The following is a 17000-nucleotide window of genomic DNA, read 5'->3' on the forward strand; positions in this document are numbered from 1 at the left end:
GCTAGCTGATTTTGAGAAATCTCAGCAGGCGGTTATCGCAATAGTTCTGTGTATCCAAGACCAGTCTTTCTTGCATAAGCTGTAACTGGTGGGTAAAAAACATAATGACAATGCTGATCACCAGGGCAATAAAGGTTGAGTTGAAGGCGACCCCAAGGCTTACGGTAACCCCGGCAATATCACCCTCTACTGCTTTATGGGCTTGAGAAAGTGCCTCGCCGATGCCGCGCACGGTTCCGATAAACCCGATCGAAGGAATTGCCCAAGTGATATAGCGCACCATTGCTAATTCCGAGTCGAGCCGATCGCCCTCTGTTTCGCACACTTCTTTCACTGAATTGGAAACCGCAGCCACATTTTTGGTAGAACCGAATCTTTGTAGCGCGGTGAGCAGTGCTCTTGGCACGAGATAACTTCGCTCCTCTTCGGGTAGTGCTTGTATGGGGCGGGACAGGTCGCGGGTGTCTTCGGGTAATATAGGTGTGCCTTCGCTGATATTAAGAAGGGCTTTATCGAGCAGTTTGCGCTCGCGTATGCTGCGGTGTGCCTTTAGGCCCATGATTGCCATGGCCCACAGCATCAGTACAAAGCAAGCTTCCTGCTCGTAGTCTTTCATCACAATATAAATGGAACGTTGCTGAACGTAGGTTTCTCCTGCTGCCTCCCGTGCAAGCTGTTCTTCTATCAAGGCATCTGCGTTAGGGCGAATGATGGCAACATAAATGGCGTGAACCAGGATAATAGATCCCAGCAGAGCAAAAATCTGGAACACAAAGTCTGAGGATTTGAATTTCATGATGGTGCCCTTGGCGGCTTCTCTTTTAAATATCCACAGGATAAGAAACAGATAAATCTTCAGAAATTTCTTCTGAAGACTTGTAATCATCTGAACGATTGCCCTTGCGTTTGTTTTTTTCTGTTTTCTCCTTGTTCGCCTGAGCAACGGTCATCTCATTGGTATCTTCTTTCTCCTGGGCAAATAAGTAAGAGGGTAAAAGAATGATGAGTATTAAAATGATCCTGAACATCTTCACTCCTTCTTTAATTAATCCAGCGCGCGACCCTAAATCCAATATCATTGCGGGGAGCTTCACCATAATCACGGTAAGATAAACGCAACTCGGTTAACCCAGAATGACGCCAACTGGAGCCGCGAATTACATGGTAGTCGCCATCCTGTGGGCCAATCGGATTTTCTTCCAGGCGCGATGAGAGTCCGGTACCAATGGTATAGAGGTCGTGAATCCACTCAGAAACATTGCCACCCAAGTCGTATATTCCAAGAGGATTTGGACTGTAACTGCCGACGGGAGCTGTGGCTGCATAGCGATCGCTATAGGTACGTAATACTGCCGGGACCAGCTTGGCAGCGTGGCTGTCAGCATAGTTACCAGAGTTGGCGCCGATAGGTAGTTCATTGCCCCAGGGGTATTTACGCATGGTGCCCTTATCATAGCGTGCCAACCAGGCCCATTCGGCTTCTGTGGGAAGGCGATAGCCGTCTGCTGCTGAATCAAACCCAACTATTTTGCCGCGCTCGGTTAGGTATACAGGGTTAAGACCTTCACGTTCACTGAGCCAGTTGCAAAATAAAGCCGCATCGGCCCAACTGACATTGACGACAGGTAGGTTGTCATTATCCAGGCTAACTCCATTCACATGCCTTGAGGTATGCATACGTTTAAAGCGTCTGAATTCTCCATTAGTGACTTCGGTGGCTCCGATATAAAAAGGACGATTGAGAGCGACTTGGCGCATCACCTCATTGGCACGGCGCCCTTGTTCACGTCGTGAGGATCCCATAGTGAATACAGCATTGGGGCGCATCAACTTCATGGTTCCATTCGCGCCATGTTGATAGGATGCCGGAACCTGCTGCCAGCGAGCCTGCTCTTTGGTCAACAATACTGCGCGTACCGTCTGCTCCAGCTTGTCGCTTGGGATTACTCTGGTATCAAATGCTTGGTAGCCATTCTTCCTCACTTCAATTTTGTGACTTTTCGTTGGGAGGTTGAATGACTGTCCGCTTTTACCCGCATATTGCCCATCAATATAAACCTCTGCATCAGTGGGTACACTCGTTACAAATACCCTACCGTACACGGCGTTTAAGTTAACGCTGAGATCCCGTTCCATTCCGGCGGAAAGGTCTATGGTGTGCACTACAGAGGCGTAACCTTCTTTAAAAAAGCGTAATCGATGAGCTTCTCCTGATGACAATTCAAGTTCAAGAGGAGTGTGTCCGCGGAACTCCCCATCAACAGTTACACTGGCGCCTTCGGGAATTGAAACAACTCGTAATAGTCCATCGGCTGGGCCCAGATTTACCGTGGGAAGGGCTTGGTCCACACCGGCGGTAACGGCTATTGGGACATCGACAGTTTTATGTTCTGGTAGGGAGATGGAGACAACCCTATCCCCTTGCACCAGCTCTGTATTGAGAGGTGTTGTGCCAAGAGTTTTTCCATTGGAGGTGACAGTGGCACCTGGGGGATTACTACTAATACGTATATTGGCCCAGGCTGGACGAAGTTTTGCTTGCAAGCGATGAGTGTTGTCGAGCCCCTCGACTTTGATTACTTGGGTATAGGGGAGATAACGATCGGAGAGAATTGTTACCCGAAGGGAACCTGGGCGTATATTTTCCACCAGTCCGTTTGTATTGGGCACTTCACCGCCATTGATTATTATTTTGACTGGAACCGGGGGGTCTGTTTCAACTTGCAGATGGCCTGGCAGCTTATCCAGGGTCACTGCATGGCGGCTGTGCCCATCGCTGCCGACTTCAACCTCACCACTCTTGGATAAATAACCATCTGCACTGATGGTGTAACTGTAGTTGCCGGGAAGCACCAGATGTCCATCTCCCAGTGGCAGGGCAAAGCCATTAATATTGACTTTTGCATTGTTAGGCACGGTTTCAAATATGAGGGAGCGGGCGATGACTAAGTAGGTCAGCGCCAAGAGACTTAATAACAGGCAGGCCGCTACTACCAGTGCACGCTTGGACAGGAACAGGCGAGCACGGTTAGAGCTGACTTGAACCGGTGTGAAACCTATAGGTTCGATGAGAGGTGAGTCATCGACTACAGGCTCATTATCACGAACTGAGACCGCCTCTTTCACTGCCATTTACACTTCCCTATTGCTGTGTCGTTATGGAGTTATCGCAATAATCTGGCACCGATGAAATACACGCTAAAGCGCAGCCGATACCAAGGCTGGGTTGGATGTTTTTTTGTGTGAAATAAAGCTTAGCTCGCTGCCACCGGAGGGTTGGCGATCAGCGAGCCGTTTGTCACAGAACACCTCTTTTCCTGTGAATGAATCTTCTGATTCATCTCAGGATTTGCCCCTTGCGAATATCTTCTTTATTGGATTTTCATCTCGCTCAGGGGTTCTTGTCTTCAGCTATTATTAGCGCCGTTTACTTTCTCTGCGCACTGAATGACCACTTCGGTGACAGGTTTTCCGGGTTTTACAATGAACTCACGCCGTACATCCCGATACCCATCGCGGGTACCAATGGCTGTGTAGCGACCGGGTTTTAAGGCGATTTCTCGTTGGTCAAAATTACCCAGTCGTCCAACATGGTAAATCGTGACACTGGTACTACGATCGGATTTGAAACGAACGGGTAGAGGTATCAGAGCTTGGGTAAGCGCATTTTCTAGGTCTTCTATTTGCTGAACTAAGCGTGGTGTTTGACCGTTTACTTTACGTGCATCGGCTAAGACAGTGCGGGCAAAGTGGTTGCGCTTACCCTCACTAAGGGTAAGGGGGTCTTTGAGTAATTCTTGTAACTGATCATCTAATTTGGCCCTGGCAGAAGAGCGTGCCTTCCCCGTAACTGCAGCAACCAGGCTACTATCCTTTTTCAACAAGGCCGTATAACTTTTAAGAGCATCACGCCAATCTTCTTTTTTTTCCTGTGAGCGTGCCAAGCTCAGTAGTTTATTAATTTTCTCCCGCTCCATACCATTTTTTGCCTGTTGTAGGCCGATGGTCGGTGCTTTAGCAGTAGGCTTTAATACTTGCGCTTGATTGAAGAATTGTTTAGCGGATGTGTAATTTTTATCGGCAATCGCTGCGTAGCCCGAAGACATAGCCTTTTGATAGTCTCTCTCAGTGATTTCTATTTCAACCTTTGCCAGTAATGCTTGAGCTTCAACAGTCTCAGGGTCAACCGAGAGTGATTGCTCAAGAGATGACTTAGCCTGGTCTAGGTCGGAATCGGAGTAGGCGTCTTTTGCCTGAATATATCTCCACCAGGCAGAGGGTAATTTATCGGTCCGCTCAAGTCCCTTGAGACCTCTTGGGTGATCTTTAGAGATAGTAAGTACTAGATTAAATGCATCTAGTGCAGAATCCTTATCCCCTATATCCAAAGCACGTTTACCCTCGCTAAGGTGTAACTCAATTCGCTCGGGAATACTGTCACGCAATGTCTCTAGTGCTTGTAAGGATTCCCGGTACTTTTCCAGGGCTTGCATGAATTGTCTTTTTCGATAAAGGCTATCAGCCTTTAGAGCTAGGTCTTCAGCGGAGTAGTAATCTTCGAATGCCCATAACTCAACTTGACGTTCTTGTAGCTCCTCTTTAAGGGCGAGAATATCTTGCAGAATTTTTTGCACATCCCTGCGTTGCTGCATGATTTCAGCATCGGAGTAGGGGGATGCGTGTGCCGGATCTTCCTCTGGTGTATTTATTGTTTTGGCAACAGCCATTTTATCGGTTTGTAATTTTGGAGTTTGCACAACTTGGGGAAGTCCCCAGAAAACCCCTACCAAGCCACTGAGCATTACTGCCCCCAGCAAAAAAGGCCAGTATGAATTTTCCCTTTCCGGCTTGTCAGTTTTAGGGCTGGTTTTCTTGGGGATGCGAGCTTCCTCACCGCCAAAGCTAAACTCTGCGGGCTCGATCGGAGTTGAATCTTCCTTGGTGTTATTGCGGTGCTGCATAGTGATTCCGCCGTTTTATTAAGTTACCCAGTGAAGATCTTGGGTGCTTGCTAAGGGTTAAAATCTGACCGGTTTACCTCGATAAGGTCTGCACTTCATATACTGGTTTCGGAAGACGCTGTTTCGGCTTCATAAATTTCTTTCAAGATTTCCCGCCATTGACGATATTGGTTCTCTACTGTGCCGCTCAGGGTGACGGTGCGATCTTCCAGTTCGACAATTTGTGGTTCGACTTCAGCCTCCATCGAGTCTCCCAATTCCTGCAGAGCTTCCAGATGCATCTTGGCATCTGCGCGACGATCAAAGCCGCTCTTAATTAAATAACCGCCAGCACCAATACCTACCTGTCCCGCAGCCTGGGCACTGCCTCCTCCTGCACCGGCTGCGGCGATACCGCCGATAATGGCCGCGGCTCCCATGATGGTGTGGTTGCGGGCTTTACGCTTGAGTTCGCGCATTTGCCGAACTTCCTCATAACTCCGTGCTCGCCACTCCTGGTAGGGTACTTCCATGGTTTTGGCAAAAGTGCCGTAATATTCCTGTAGTGTGTCCACAAATAGATAATCGCGCTCACGGATTTTTCGTACTCGCTGCAACATAGGATCATTTTCTGCAGGTAAAGCGCTCAGGTAGTAAATACCTTCCTGGCTTTGCTGCAGATAGCGCGTAAAGGCTTCGGGGGAAAAGCTCCTGGCGAAGCGCATCTCAGAGATAGTGCGGATTTCAGCAATCTGTTGATTGGATAGCCCTTGTCGATAATTCAACATGTCATTGGAAACCCGGTTATAGATTCCCTGAAAGGCATCTCCTTCAGTAGGGTGCTTACGATCATAGGCGTAGTGAGAAGCGTATTCCGAATATTCCTTGGTAAACCAGCGTTGACCACGGGAATCGGTAACGGTCACTTCCATGGTGAGAATTTCACCATCGGATTGGATTATCTTTCCAGAAACCGTTACATCAATATTGGTGCGGGCAGATGGGATAACTCTCACTGCCCCCCAACCCAGGCTGGACTGCAATGAGTCAGCCAGGGTGACTGCCATAAAGCGGGACTCAGCCTGGCGTAATTCGGGAAAGACCAGGGTGTCTTCGTCAACTTCAACAGTATCTATACCGGGATCGAACTGGATAACGCCGACGTCCAGCAGGCGCTCTTCCGCAATATTTTTGTCCTCAATGGTGAGGGGAGTAAATGCAGTAGTTCGTACTTCGGTTGTGGTACATCCGCTAAGTAGTGCTAGCAGTAACCCAGCAGTTATCAATGCGAGCCGAGCTGTAAATAAACAGCGATAGTTTTTTCGAGTTAAAAGTGCCATCTATGCGTCCTCTGTAACTACTTCGTCGCATTTTTATATTTTCGATACTCTTCCCAGAGCTTTTCCCGTAATTCAGGATCGGTCTCCCGTGTGGCGGCTTCACGAATTTGTCTTGCCACTACATCGTCATCGGTACCACTGGGAATATCTGCAGGCACCACAGGCTGTGAGCCGCTGTGGTTGTACTCCCCTTGGCGCCCCTTAGTGGGTAAACCGGGGCCTGTTACCTGGCCGCTGGAATTGTTTTGCTGTGGGCCCCCGCCGCTGGGTGCTCCGCTTCCGGGTGGAGGGGGGATTTCGGCTTCCGCAGATTCAATGAGATCTTCCAGTGATTCTCCAGGTGGCGCTTCATCCATTGCCTCTTCCTCGCCCTCTTTTGAAGCGGAACCAGGCCTGTTACGGACATAGTCCCGTTCACGCAGGATCATACCGTCGTAGCTCACCATAGTGGATTCGAAGCGGCCCTCAAGCTCTGCGACTCTCTCCGCGGCTGTGCTGGGAACTTCATTGGGCGCACTGCCAGCGCGAGTAGAGCCACTACTGGGTTGACCGTTGGTGGACGCATTGCTATTTGAGGCTGAACTACTCGACGAGGAGCTGTTCGAGGAAGAACTACTTGATGAGGAGCTACTTGAAGCCGAAGCTGTTTGCTCCTCCTCGGAGAAGTCGATCTCATCCGGCGGGGTGCCGTCCTGGCTAGAAGAGGGATCTGGAGGCGTACGTCTTTCATCCGGAGATTGCTGTGAATCACTGTAGACAGGGGATGATGGAGAGCGATTGCGGGAATCTGCCTCCGGCATGCTATCACCTGCTGAGGGTTCACGGGAGGAACGTTGATTTTCACTGGAAGCTGTGCCGGACTTTTGTTGGGACTCTCGCTGTGCCGTTGGCATATTCGCGCTGGGTTGGCTCGAAGAACGACTACTGGGTTGCCCACCACTGCTACTGGACTGTGACTGGCTAGAGCTCTGTGAACTACTGCTAGAACTGCTGCTTGATGAGGCGCTGCTCTGAGACTGAGATTGCGAGCTGGAAGAGGGCATCGCCGGTGGTTGCGATTGGGTTTGCTGGCTTTTACATCCAGTAATCACTGTAGTCAGTACAACGACAGAGAACAGAGTGTGCCAGCTAATGCCCTGGCGGTGACTTTTTCGTACCGCTTTCCGAGTTGTCATCTCTTTTCTCCTAGAAGGGCTTGGCGTTATGCCGGGAGGCCGCGATCAATTCTGCGACTCCCCGGCTGCCCGGAAAATGGCTGGTGTGGAAATTTAAAAGTAGTTGTTATTTGATTATTTGCGCGCTCTCCACAACACATCACTCAGTGTCTTTTCAGTGAATCACTCAATCGAAAACAAAGCGCTGAACAATACCGCGTGTTGCTACCGCTTCACCATCTTCAAAGCGCGGCCGGAATTTGGCGCGTTTAAGTATGTTTCGGACTTTGGAGCGAATCTGTACTTTATCGGATGGGTAGGCTCTGAGGATTTTAATATTGCGTGCTTTGCCAAAGGCAGTGACATCGTAAGAAACAGTGATATGTGAGTTGGCCAGGGCTTTGCTTTCCGATTCCAAAATCGGCAGGGCAGGAAGTGCGATCGGGCGACCAAAAATATCCTCAATTTCATCGCTGGAGGCACCATTGTCCCACAGAGATTTATAAGCCTCTCCATAAGTGCGGCGCGCGGAATGCCATTTATTGAACATCATATACCAGTCGCCCAACTCGACTTTTGCTTTTGCAGATGCGGCCGGGGGCGATTGAGGGTTACGCTGGTAGACATCAACGATTCGGGTAATCGCTTTTTTGCCAGTATTGAAGCTCTTCATTCGATAGTGGTCTACCATACTGCGCTGACTTACATCGGGGCCGCCGCCAAAGCTGGTATTGACGACGAGCGGCGCCTGGGCCTCTCCTTTGTAATTGGCGAGATAGTAATTCGTTGCTTTCAGCCCGCGTAGTGCGTCCACAAGACGCAGATCGTTGGAGCCAAAATTTTTGCTGATGATATCGACTGCGAGGGTGTAGAGCTTGGTGGCGTTGATTAGGTGCTCGACCAGAGTTTCACCTTTCTTCTCAACATAAGACTGTAGGTGCCAGCGACTCAGGTTATTGATTACAGGCAACATCCGAGGATCTTTTTTACCGTAATTTTTTTCGTGCAACCAGTAGAGATACTGTTGGTTGTCGTTGGCTTCTTCCCATTGATTCAACGCAATCTGGCTTTCTATCAAGCGTTCAATCATCGGTATCTGACTGAGGGAATAGAGGCCCTCATTCACTCTATTAACTAACATTGCACGGCGGAATTCGGTGGCGGCTTCCTCATGGGCTCCAGCTTTCTGCAGTGCAGTGGCCAGGCCCAGCAGCTGCTCATCAATACCGATACCATAGGCACCATACTCAGCTTCAAGATCTTCAATGCGTTCACGGTAATATTCGACAGCCTCTGAGGGGCGCAGTTGTCTTCGGTTTTTTTTCAGCGGTTTGGAGGCGGCTTCAATAAAGGCCTGGGGAGGGCCTTTCGGATCTGGATTCGCAGTGGCGTCATCTGCGGCAATGGCGCCGTTACACAGCAGTGCTGTGGCTGTAAACATCAAGCCGATAGCAAGGCGATTGCAGGTATCTATCTGTGTCACGATTGAACCACTTCCATTCCGGTTTACTTTGCCCACAGCTGTGCAATAGGCCTTAGCCATCACGCAGGGGTGTGGATCTCGTCTCCGCCCGATCGCCGGAAAACCGACAGATACGGTGGAAGCTCTCTCCTGAAATGTGGTTCTGTTACAACTCTGAAGGCACGTCTTTTTTACTCATAGCCGCTCAGAGAAGCCGCATCCGGAGGCTTATTTTTGCGCTCCTGGCTGCGTATTAAACAGTATAGCCAGCACAGTCTGTCATCAGAGGGATTGTGACGGAGACTTCAACCAACCGGTGAATAGGTTACCGGGATGCCTGCGGGCACTCTTTCGGTTTAGCAGCTGGGGAGAAATAGCAGTGCCGAAGGTCGGCAAGTAAGTGCCAAAAATTTTTAGAGTAAATTTAAGTGACTACTCGATGGCTTTGCGCTGCAGGGGTAAGAACAGGAGTATTTGGATTTTCATCCTATATGAATAGGTTTGATTAGGTGAAAACGGCTAAAGCCATGGGGTCTGTGGTCACTACATTTGGATTGCTGGCCGGCAGGCGCCATAATCAGCCGATTCGAATGAGAGGAGAGTGTCGGTGAGCATCTATATCGATCCCGAAGTGGCCGCAAGCCTGCGTGGATATGAAGTACCCGAGAGGCTGGGCTTCGGGACGGCAATGGCCCCTATAATGTTTCGTGCAGTCTATCAGGACGGTTTTTGGAGTCAGGGTGAGTTGATTCCCTATGCACCCTTGTCGATAGATCCTGCAGCAAAAGTACTGCACTACGCTCAATCGTGTTTTGAAGGAATGAAGGCCTACCGGACCCAGGCTGGTGGTATTGCTCTATTCCGTCCCGAGAAAAATGCTGAGCGAATGGCCTTTTCTGCCAAACGCTTGTGTATGCCCCCGGTGCCAGAATCCCTGTTTCTCGATGCCGTGCGTACTGTTGCTTCCTATTGTGCCAACCTGGTACCCGGTAATAGCGGCGAGTCTCTCTACTTGCGGCCGTTTCTGATTGGCACCCAGGCGGACCTTACCGTATCTGCTAGCAGCTCTTATGAGTTCTATGTGATTGCCAGTCCCTCAGAGGCTTACCACTCCGGTAGCATGCGTCTTTGGGTGGAGAGGGAAGATGCACGCGCCGCAGTGGGTGGCACAGGGGATGCCAAGGTTGGCGGTAACTACGCGGCCTCTCTATTGAGCGTAGGACGGCTCAAGGAGCGCGGTTACGATCAGTCTCTATGGCTCAATCCGTCTGACCGAAACAGCGTAGATGAACTCTCTGGCATGAACTTCTTTGCGGTAATTGAAGGGACATTGCATACGCCAGCACTGACCGGCTCCATCCTGGAGGGTATTACCCGTTATTCACTATTGGAGCTGGCCGAAAGCCTGGGCTATCAGGTCGTAGAGGAGTCCATTCCGGTTGATCGATTACTCAGCCAGATAGCTTCTGGCAGCTGTACAGAGGCTTTTGCCTGCGGTACTGCTGCTATTATCAGCCCTATTAGCGTTATTGGTGATGCAGAGCATTGCTATGAGCTGCAGCAGGCTCCAGGTCCTGTGGCCGAAGCTTTACGTCAGGCGCTTCTGGATATTCAAGAGGGGCGGGCAGAGGATCGCTTTGGCTGGATGCAGACTGTTGAACCTGCGAGCTTCTGAGCTTAGCTAAATTATTAAAAGTAACCGGCTGTAGGTTGGTGGCTGGTTACTTTTTTTAATTAGCGAAATTAGCATGGCAGCATTTGATTTTTCTCTACTTCTGCCTCTTTCCCTTTAGTCTGGGGTTGTTTGGTATCACCTCACGCTTTAAAAATGTTTCCGCGAGAAACGTGCATGTAAGCATTCCCGCCAATCTCTTTTCTACGGTTGACTTGAACGACTGTTGCTCCTACAAGTAACTCGATACAAGAAGAAACGCACTGGAGCTTTTGGGGTGGCCTTTTGGTAGTACCTTCATATTGACCGGCAGTTCCAAGATCAATTTGACTAGATAGGTCGCACTCAGAGTTCCCTAGAACCTGAGGAAAACAGAATGTTGACCCATATGTTCGGCCTGATGCTCCAACCTCGCAAGCAGTGGGAGTTGATTAGCTGCCTCCCCGAGAAAAAACTTCGCCGACAAATCTCCTACGTTATTATTTTGGCACTATTCCCTGCAATCGCCTGGTATTTTGGCACTACTCAGGTGGGTTGGAGTATCGGCAATGGGAATCCGGTAAGAATAACCGGCCAGAGTGCGTTGGAATTGGTAGCGGTTTTCTATTGTACGATGGTGTTGGCGGTTGTCTCAATTGGGTACTTAATTCACTGGATGGCGAGAACCTATGGTGCAGAAACGCACCCGATGAAAGGTGTAGTCGTGGCAGGGTTTACAGCGACTCCAATATTTTTGGCAGGTATTGCGGGAATCTATCCGGTGTTGTGGTTGGATATTTTGTTGGCAACTGTGGCGGTAGCTTATGCGGTGTATCTACTTTACCTAGGGATTCCTATTGTTATGGGTGTCTCAGAGGAGCGAGGATTTCTTTTTGCCAGTGCAATTATTACTGTTTCCCTGGTTATCGCTGTAATAATTATGGTAGGCACGGTATTGTTCTGGAGCTATGTGTCCGCTCCTGTTTTCCACTGATTTTTTTTACAGATCACTACCTGTGAATTTTTGTGTTTATCTGCCAGTCGGTTTTACTTGAGCCGGCTGGCTTACCCCCTTCATTTATCAGTTTGTCTTGAATCTATTTTATCTCAACTCAATTGTAATATTCCTTTTTGCACAAAACACTATGGGTGCTGTTACTCTTTGGAGGTCTCTTTTGAGGAAAGTAAATCCGAACCTCTCTGAATTTCTCAGAGTATGCAATGAGTTGTTATCAGAGCGTACAGCCAAAGGTCATGCCTTTAGTGTTATCGATTCTCGCGAGAGGTCGGAAAGGATAATACAGGAATATGTTACAGACATCCCGGACATTGACCAGGTGATAGATGATGAAATCTATACCAGTGGATACAATGTCCCTGTGAGGATATTTAACCCTAATTCGAGCTTGGCACTACCGGTTCTTTTATATCTGCATGGGGGTGGTCATATGCTGGACAGTGTTAAAGCCTATGACCCTATTTGTCGTAAAATGGCGATAGCTACACAGCATATTGTGGTGGCACCAGAATATCGGCTTGCTCCAGAAAATCCTTATCCAGCCAATATTGAAGATACTTGCGCTGTAGCTCGTGGAGTTTGGGCGAGCCTTTCCCGACACAAGATTGACTATCAAAAGTTACTCTCAGTAGCGGGAGACTCTGCAGGTGGTTCTTTATCGGCAACTTTGTCGCATATAGCACAATTTGACACTGGGATTTATATAGACAAACAGGTTCTTATTTATCCTTGTGTTGACTATACGGCAGGCTGTCAATCTTACCAAAAATATGGGAAAGGATATTTTCTAGAAGCTGAGAAATGTTACTGGTTCTTTGAAAAATATTTTCGGGATGGCCAGTGTAGAAAGTCGGCATCTCCACTTTATATGGATTTTACTCAAAGGCTGCCAAAAACTCTGGTGATTACAGCAGAGTTCTGTCCCTTGTGTGATGAGGGTAAATTTTACTTTGAGAGGGTGAGGTCGGTTGGTGCACACGCTGAGTATATACACTTTGAGGGTGTTATACATGGATTTTTAAATGTTGAAGATTTGCTCAAAGATATTTGTGCAGAAGCTTATGAAAAAATAGGTAGATTTCTGAACAGCTAAATTATTGTAAATTCTTCAGCCAGGCTTGTAATGGTACTTAAGAATATAGCCATTGCTGAGCTCCAATTGCTCAGAAGCTTCTTTTCCAATAGAGAGTTCAATTTCAGTGATCGCATTGATTATCTGTGTGGGCTCGACATCAATGCATTGAATACTCATTGAATAAATGGCACCTTCTTTACTGTCAACAGAATATTCAATAACTTGCAGAAAAAGACTATCTGTCCCATATAAGATTTTAATGCCGGGGCCCTTTAATAGGGGGATAGTATATTTTACAGCCCCCCAGGGGCCATCGCAGCGAATTGCCTGGTACTCTGAGGGCGCTGTTTGGGCAGATGTAGACTTAGATTCCTTACTTAGGGTTAATTCACTCAATATCTGTTGAGTATGAAACTGCCATCCCTCTGGGGTTGTAATCTCAATTTTTAAAGTCGGTTGAGCAAGCACCTGAAAACCTAGAAAGGCAAATGGCATTAAAATCAACTTGCGAAATTCCATCTTGATTGCGATTCCTTAGGGAATGTGGGGTACGGGCAAACGTGCTTTCAATAATTGGTTGCATGAAGCGCCAAGCTGGTAGCCCTGCATGTTTTCTAGTCTTTCAAATAATAATAGTGTCTTGAAGGGTATCTAGGGGTCAGATAGTATGCAGAAGCTTGCCTAGCAAGTTTTTTTGCGCGACTTAATTGGTACATTCGTACCTATCAAAGCCAGATGTAGTAGCTACAAACAATAATTCAAACAAAGGGTGAAGCATGAAGACCTTGTCCTACATCGGGGTGGCTCTCACGTTATTACTAGTCTCCGCCTGCGGAGAGAAGAAAGCCCCTCAATCAAATCCTGCAACTAATGACGTTGATTTTCAGAAAAAACTGTTGAGGCAACTTATTGCTGCTAAGCCAGGTGATGTCATTATTGTTCCTGAAGGGGAATTTCAGATTGATCGTAGTCTTTCTCTAAATGTTGATGATGTCACTATTCGTGGTATGGGAATGGATAAATCTATCCTCTCATTTAAGAGTCAAATTCAAGGGGCTGAGGGACTGCTGGTCAATGCCAACGATTTCACGATAGAAAACTTGGCAATAGAGGATACGGTGGGTGATGCCTTAAAAATTAATGAAGGGCAAAACATTATTATTCGTAATATTCGTGTTGAGTGGACTAATGGTCCATCTACAGAAAATGGTGCCTATGGAATTTATCCGGTGCAGACACGAAACACCTTGGTGGAAGGTTCAGTAGCTATTGGCGCCTCAGATGCTGGCATTTATGTCGGTCAGTCTCGCAATGTGATTGTGCGAAACAATCGCGCTGAGTTTAATGTGGCGGGTATCGAAATAGAAAATACTATCGGTGCTGATGTGTATGGTAATGTGGCAACCAATAATACGGGGGGTATTCTGGTTTTTAATATGCCAAATTTGCCTCAGCCTGGGCATAGTACGCGTATTTATGATAACGATATATTTAAAAACAATGTAAAAAACTTTGGGCATGAAGGAACCCCTGTGGCTGCAGTTCCTGCAGGATCGGGTATCGTGATTAATTCCAATGATCAGGTTGAGATATTTGATAACAAGATTGCGGATAATGATACTGCCAATATTATCGTGAGTAGCTACTTTACTGCGGGTTATTACAGCGATAAGTCGACTCAGGCAGACTTTGATCCATATCCAGAAGGTATTTATATCTATAACAATCACTTTGCAGGAGGTGGTTCATCACCAGACCACTTGGAACTTAAGGCGCTAAAGTTAGCGCGTTTTGGACTAGGTGGAAGCTTGCCCGATGTACTTTGGGATGGTGTTGTGGATAGCAAGAAAATGTTTGAGGGCGCCCTGCCAGACCACCTTCGGCTATGCATCGATAACACGGATGTGGGCATATTGAATATTGACTTCCAAAATAACTATCAGAATATTTCCACCGATATTTCTGCTCATCAGTGCCGTCTGAAAAAGCTACCAGAGGTCGTTTTGAAATTTGACCGACCGGATGAAGAAAAAAGCGCGGGAGATCATTTGGCTGTCTTGGAGGGGGGGAATGAATAAGTGGAAATATTTGGTGAGTTCTTTCCTTCTCCTTATTGCAACATTAATGGTTACCCTTAGTGGCTGCGAGAAAGCCCAAGCCCCAGCCCCAGTTCAGCTATTTGCCGAAGATGCTATTCCTGAGAGGCTTAGTGACTGGAATCTGGTCAATATTATTGATAACGGTTTGACCCCCAACACAGGTGTGCTGCCGTACGATTTAAATACTGGGCTTTTTACCGATTACGCCCATAAACTGCGAACCGTGTGGATGCCCGCAGGCACCTCGGCAGAGTATGGTGAGGAGCAGTTTGAGTATCCGGTGGGCACGGTACTTACCAAGACTTTTTACTATCCAAGAGGAGAGGGTGATACAGTTCTGCGCACCGATAATTTTACTCGGGACTACCTTGAGGGGCGCAGTGGAGAAGCTTTGGATATGCGGGCTGTGCGCTTGATTGAGACCCGTCTGTTAGTAAAGCGTCAGAGGGGCTGGCAGGCGATCCCCTATATTTGGAATGCGGCTCAAACTGAAGCCGTTTATGAAATCGCTGGTGATACCACACATTTTAAACTGGTGAACGACTCTGGGGATGTCTCAGAATTTACTTATGTGGTGCCCGATGCCAATCAATGCGCCGGTTGCCATGCTGACAACTTTACTGGAAAGAAGATTTCTCCACTCGGCCCGAGAGCAAGACACTTAAATCGAGATTTTACCTATCTTAGTGGAACAGAGAATCAGTTATCCCACTGGCAGAAAGTGGGATATCTCAAAGGGCTTCCCGCGCTGATATCACTACCAAGCCAGGCTAGTTATGCAGATACTTCAAAATCGCTAGAAGATAGAGCTCGCGCTTACCTCGATATCAACTGCGGTCACTGTCATAACCCGGCCGGTGCAGCTGACACATCGGGGCTGATGCTTCATCACAGTGAAACAGACTGGCGCAAGATGGGCCTGTGTAAACCACCAGTAGCGGCGGGTACTGGCAGTGGAGGACGGGTATTTGCCATAGTACCGGGAGAGCCGGATCACTCAATTTTGAATTTCCGTGTAGAGTCCAGCGATCCGGGCGCGATGATGCCGGAGTTAGGGCGAAGTTTGGTACATGAAGAGGGGGTGAGCTTACTACGCCAGTGGGTGGCGGCTATGTCGGGAAGCTGCTCATAGTGCAGTGAGTGATATCAGGCTGGCCACTTAAGGAAGAAGGCGGCACAGTGTTTGGGCACCGTGCCGCTAACCTGTGAGATAGTCTTTATATTTCAGCCGTATGCTGCGGTCTCGGCAACTTGGGTAGCTGTTGTAGGAATTAAGCCGCGAACCATCATGGTGACTGTGCGCTCAAGCAATGGAGAATCCAGTGCAATGGAGCCACTCAAAATTTCATATTCCAACTTGAGAATAGTGCCGTGAGCGATTTGCGCAGCGGCTTCTGGATCAACAACGCCTAGCAAGTGGAAGAATTCCTGAATTAGGGACTCTCTCGCATGGCTTGACATGCGTACCGCCCGCGTCAGTTGCTCGTTGCGCAGCGCCTCATTGCGGAAGGCCAACTCAACCAAGCGGCGGTCACGATCTTCAGCCTGGTTGCGCACATGTGTGAGGATGAAGCGGGTGAGCTGCTGCACCAACAGTTTGTGACTACTATTCGATGCGCGCTCTTGTGAAGAGAGGTTGCGAGCCGCATTGAAACTTTCTTCTTGAAGTTGGCGTGTGCTTTCCAATCCCTGCTCAACGAAGTAAGTGAATGAATCACTGATCAGATCGTTGAGGTCTTTAAAATAGTAGGTAGTGGCGGCCAGTGGTACATTCGCTTCGCGAGCTACGGCGCGGTGGCGGATACCGCGAATCCCCTCTTTTACGATTAGTCGCAGGGTGGCCTCTAGGATGGCCTTGCGGCGCAGGCGGCTGTCGGCACGCTGTGCGCGGCGGCCGTGATAGACCAGATCAGACTTTCCATTGTCTACAGTCATAGCAGTATCCCTGTTCTTTTTGTGTTGGCTCCGATCGCTCTAGCAAGCTGTTCGGTCGTGCCATTCTAGCCAAACGAATTCAAAAAGAGAGAATAAAGCTATTACATTCGATTACACGAAGATTGCACAAGTCAGAGGCTTCACTTGTGGTTTTTCTACGTGAATCTCCTCAATATGGTGCACTTTTGTATAGGGGGCTTTTATTGAATCAGAAAATAAAGATTTAGGCGTCAACCCTAGGTCTTTATCTCACCGGAATATGACAATTACTCGGCAAGTGGGTCAGCGACAATCGAATAGCTTTCGCTACACTAAACGATTGTCGT

The 17000-nt window shown here is 48.2% G+C and carries 14 protein-coding genes; 5 read left to right on the forward strand and 9 right to left on the reverse strand.

What is annotated here, in order from left to right; all coding sequences use genetic code 11:
- Position 1: 1 nt before the first annotated feature.
- From ACJJIB_RS04645 to ACJJIB_RS04675, 7 genes are all read right to left on the reverse strand, one after another.
- Positions 2 to 796, reverse strand: coding sequence for a MotA/TolQ/ExbB proton channel family protein (locus ACJJIB_RS04645; protein WP_252084571.1), 795 nt, complete (start codon positions 794 to 796; stop codon positions 2 to 4).
- Positions 797 to 821: 25 nt separating this feature from the next.
- Positions 822 to 1028, reverse strand: coding sequence for a hypothetical protein (locus ACJJIB_RS04650; RefSeq protein ID WP_444888021.1), 207 nt, complete (start codon positions 1026 to 1028; stop codon positions 822 to 824).
- 13 nt (positions 1029 to 1041) lie between these two features.
- On the reverse strand, positions 1042 to 3132 hold the full coding sequence (locus ACJJIB_RS04655; protein WP_444888022.1) for a PEGA domain-containing protein: 2091 nt from the start codon (positions 3130 to 3132) through the stop codon (positions 1042 to 1044).
- A 275-nt stretch (positions 3133 to 3407) separates the two neighbouring features.
- Positions 3408 to 4961, reverse strand: a complete 1554-nt coding sequence (locus tag ACJJIB_RS04660; RefSeq protein ID WP_444888023.1) for a tetratricopeptide repeat protein — start codon at positions 4959 to 4961, stop codon at positions 3408 to 3410.
- A gap of 95 nt (positions 4962 to 5056) precedes the next feature.
- Entirely contained in the window at positions 5057 to 6280 is a 1224-nt protein-coding gene (locus tag ACJJIB_RS04665; RefSeq protein WP_444883770.1) for a hypothetical protein, read from the reverse strand.
- Between the two features lie 17 nt (positions 6281 to 6297).
- Entirely contained in the window at positions 6298 to 7455 is a 1158-nt protein-coding gene (locus ACJJIB_RS04670) for a hypothetical protein (protein WP_444888024.1), read from the reverse strand.
- Positions 7456 to 7621: 166 nt separating this feature from the next.
- Positions 7622 to 8917, reverse strand: coding sequence for a tetratricopeptide repeat protein (locus ACJJIB_RS04675; protein WP_252084577.1), 1296 nt, complete (start codon positions 8915 to 8917; stop codon positions 7622 to 7624).
- A gap of 586 nt (positions 8918 to 9503) precedes the next feature.
- Here ACJJIB_RS04675 and ACJJIB_RS04680 point away from each other — a divergent pair.
- The 3 genes from ACJJIB_RS04680 (at position 9504) to ACJJIB_RS04690 (ending at position 12658) form a co-directional block, all read left to right on the forward strand.
- Positions 9504 to 10571: a branched-chain amino acid aminotransferase gene (locus ACJJIB_RS04680; protein WP_444888025.1), complete on the forward strand. Its 1068-nt coding sequence runs from the start codon at positions 9504 to 9506 to the stop codon at positions 10569 to 10571.
- A gap of 373 nt (positions 10572 to 10944) precedes the next feature.
- On the forward strand, positions 10945 to 11541 hold the full coding sequence (locus ACJJIB_RS04685; RefSeq protein WP_252084579.1) for a Yip1 family protein: 597 nt from the start codon (positions 10945 to 10947) through the stop codon (positions 11539 to 11541).
- 181 nt (positions 11542 to 11722) lie between these two features.
- Positions 11723 to 12658 (forward strand): alpha/beta hydrolase, encoded by a 936-nt coding sequence (locus tag ACJJIB_RS04690; protein WP_444888026.1) that lies wholly within the window; start codon positions 11723 to 11725, stop codon positions 12656 to 12658.
- 15 nt (positions 12659 to 12673) lie between these two features.
- Here ACJJIB_RS04690 and ACJJIB_RS04695 read toward each other — a convergent pair whose 3' ends face one another.
- Positions 12674 to 13159, reverse strand: coding sequence for a hypothetical protein (locus tag ACJJIB_RS04695; protein WP_444888027.1), 486 nt, complete (start codon positions 13157 to 13159; stop codon positions 12674 to 12676).
- Positions 13160 to 13416: 257 nt separating this feature from the next.
- On the opposite strand from ACJJIB_RS04695, the gene ACJJIB_RS04700 reads away from it, so the two are divergent.
- Complete coding sequence (locus tag ACJJIB_RS04700; protein ID WP_444883774.1) at positions 13417 to 14718, forward strand: parallel beta-helix domain-containing protein; 1302 nt, start codon at positions 13417 to 13419, stop codon at positions 14716 to 14718.
- Positions 14711 to 15871 carry an SO2930 family diheme c-type cytochrome gene (locus tag ACJJIB_RS04705; RefSeq protein WP_444888028.1) on the forward strand — a complete coding sequence of 387 codons (1161 nt, stop codon included), beginning with the start codon at positions 14711 to 14713 and terminating at the stop codon, positions 15869 to 15871. Before ACJJIB_RS04700 ends, ACJJIB_RS04705 begins: the two co-directional genes overlap by 8 nt.
- Before the next feature lie 92 nt (positions 15872 to 15963).
- Here the strand turns inward: ACJJIB_RS04705 and ACJJIB_RS04710 are convergent, their stop codons facing one another.
- Complete coding sequence (locus tag ACJJIB_RS04710) at positions 15964 to 16674, reverse strand: TetR/AcrR family transcriptional regulator (protein WP_444888029.1); 711 nt, start codon at positions 16672 to 16674, stop codon at positions 15964 to 15966.
- Between the last annotated feature and the right edge of the window lie 326 nt (positions 16675 to 17000).

The sequence above is a fragment of the Microbulbifer mixtoriginis (SeqCode) genome, from assembly GCF_052467705.1.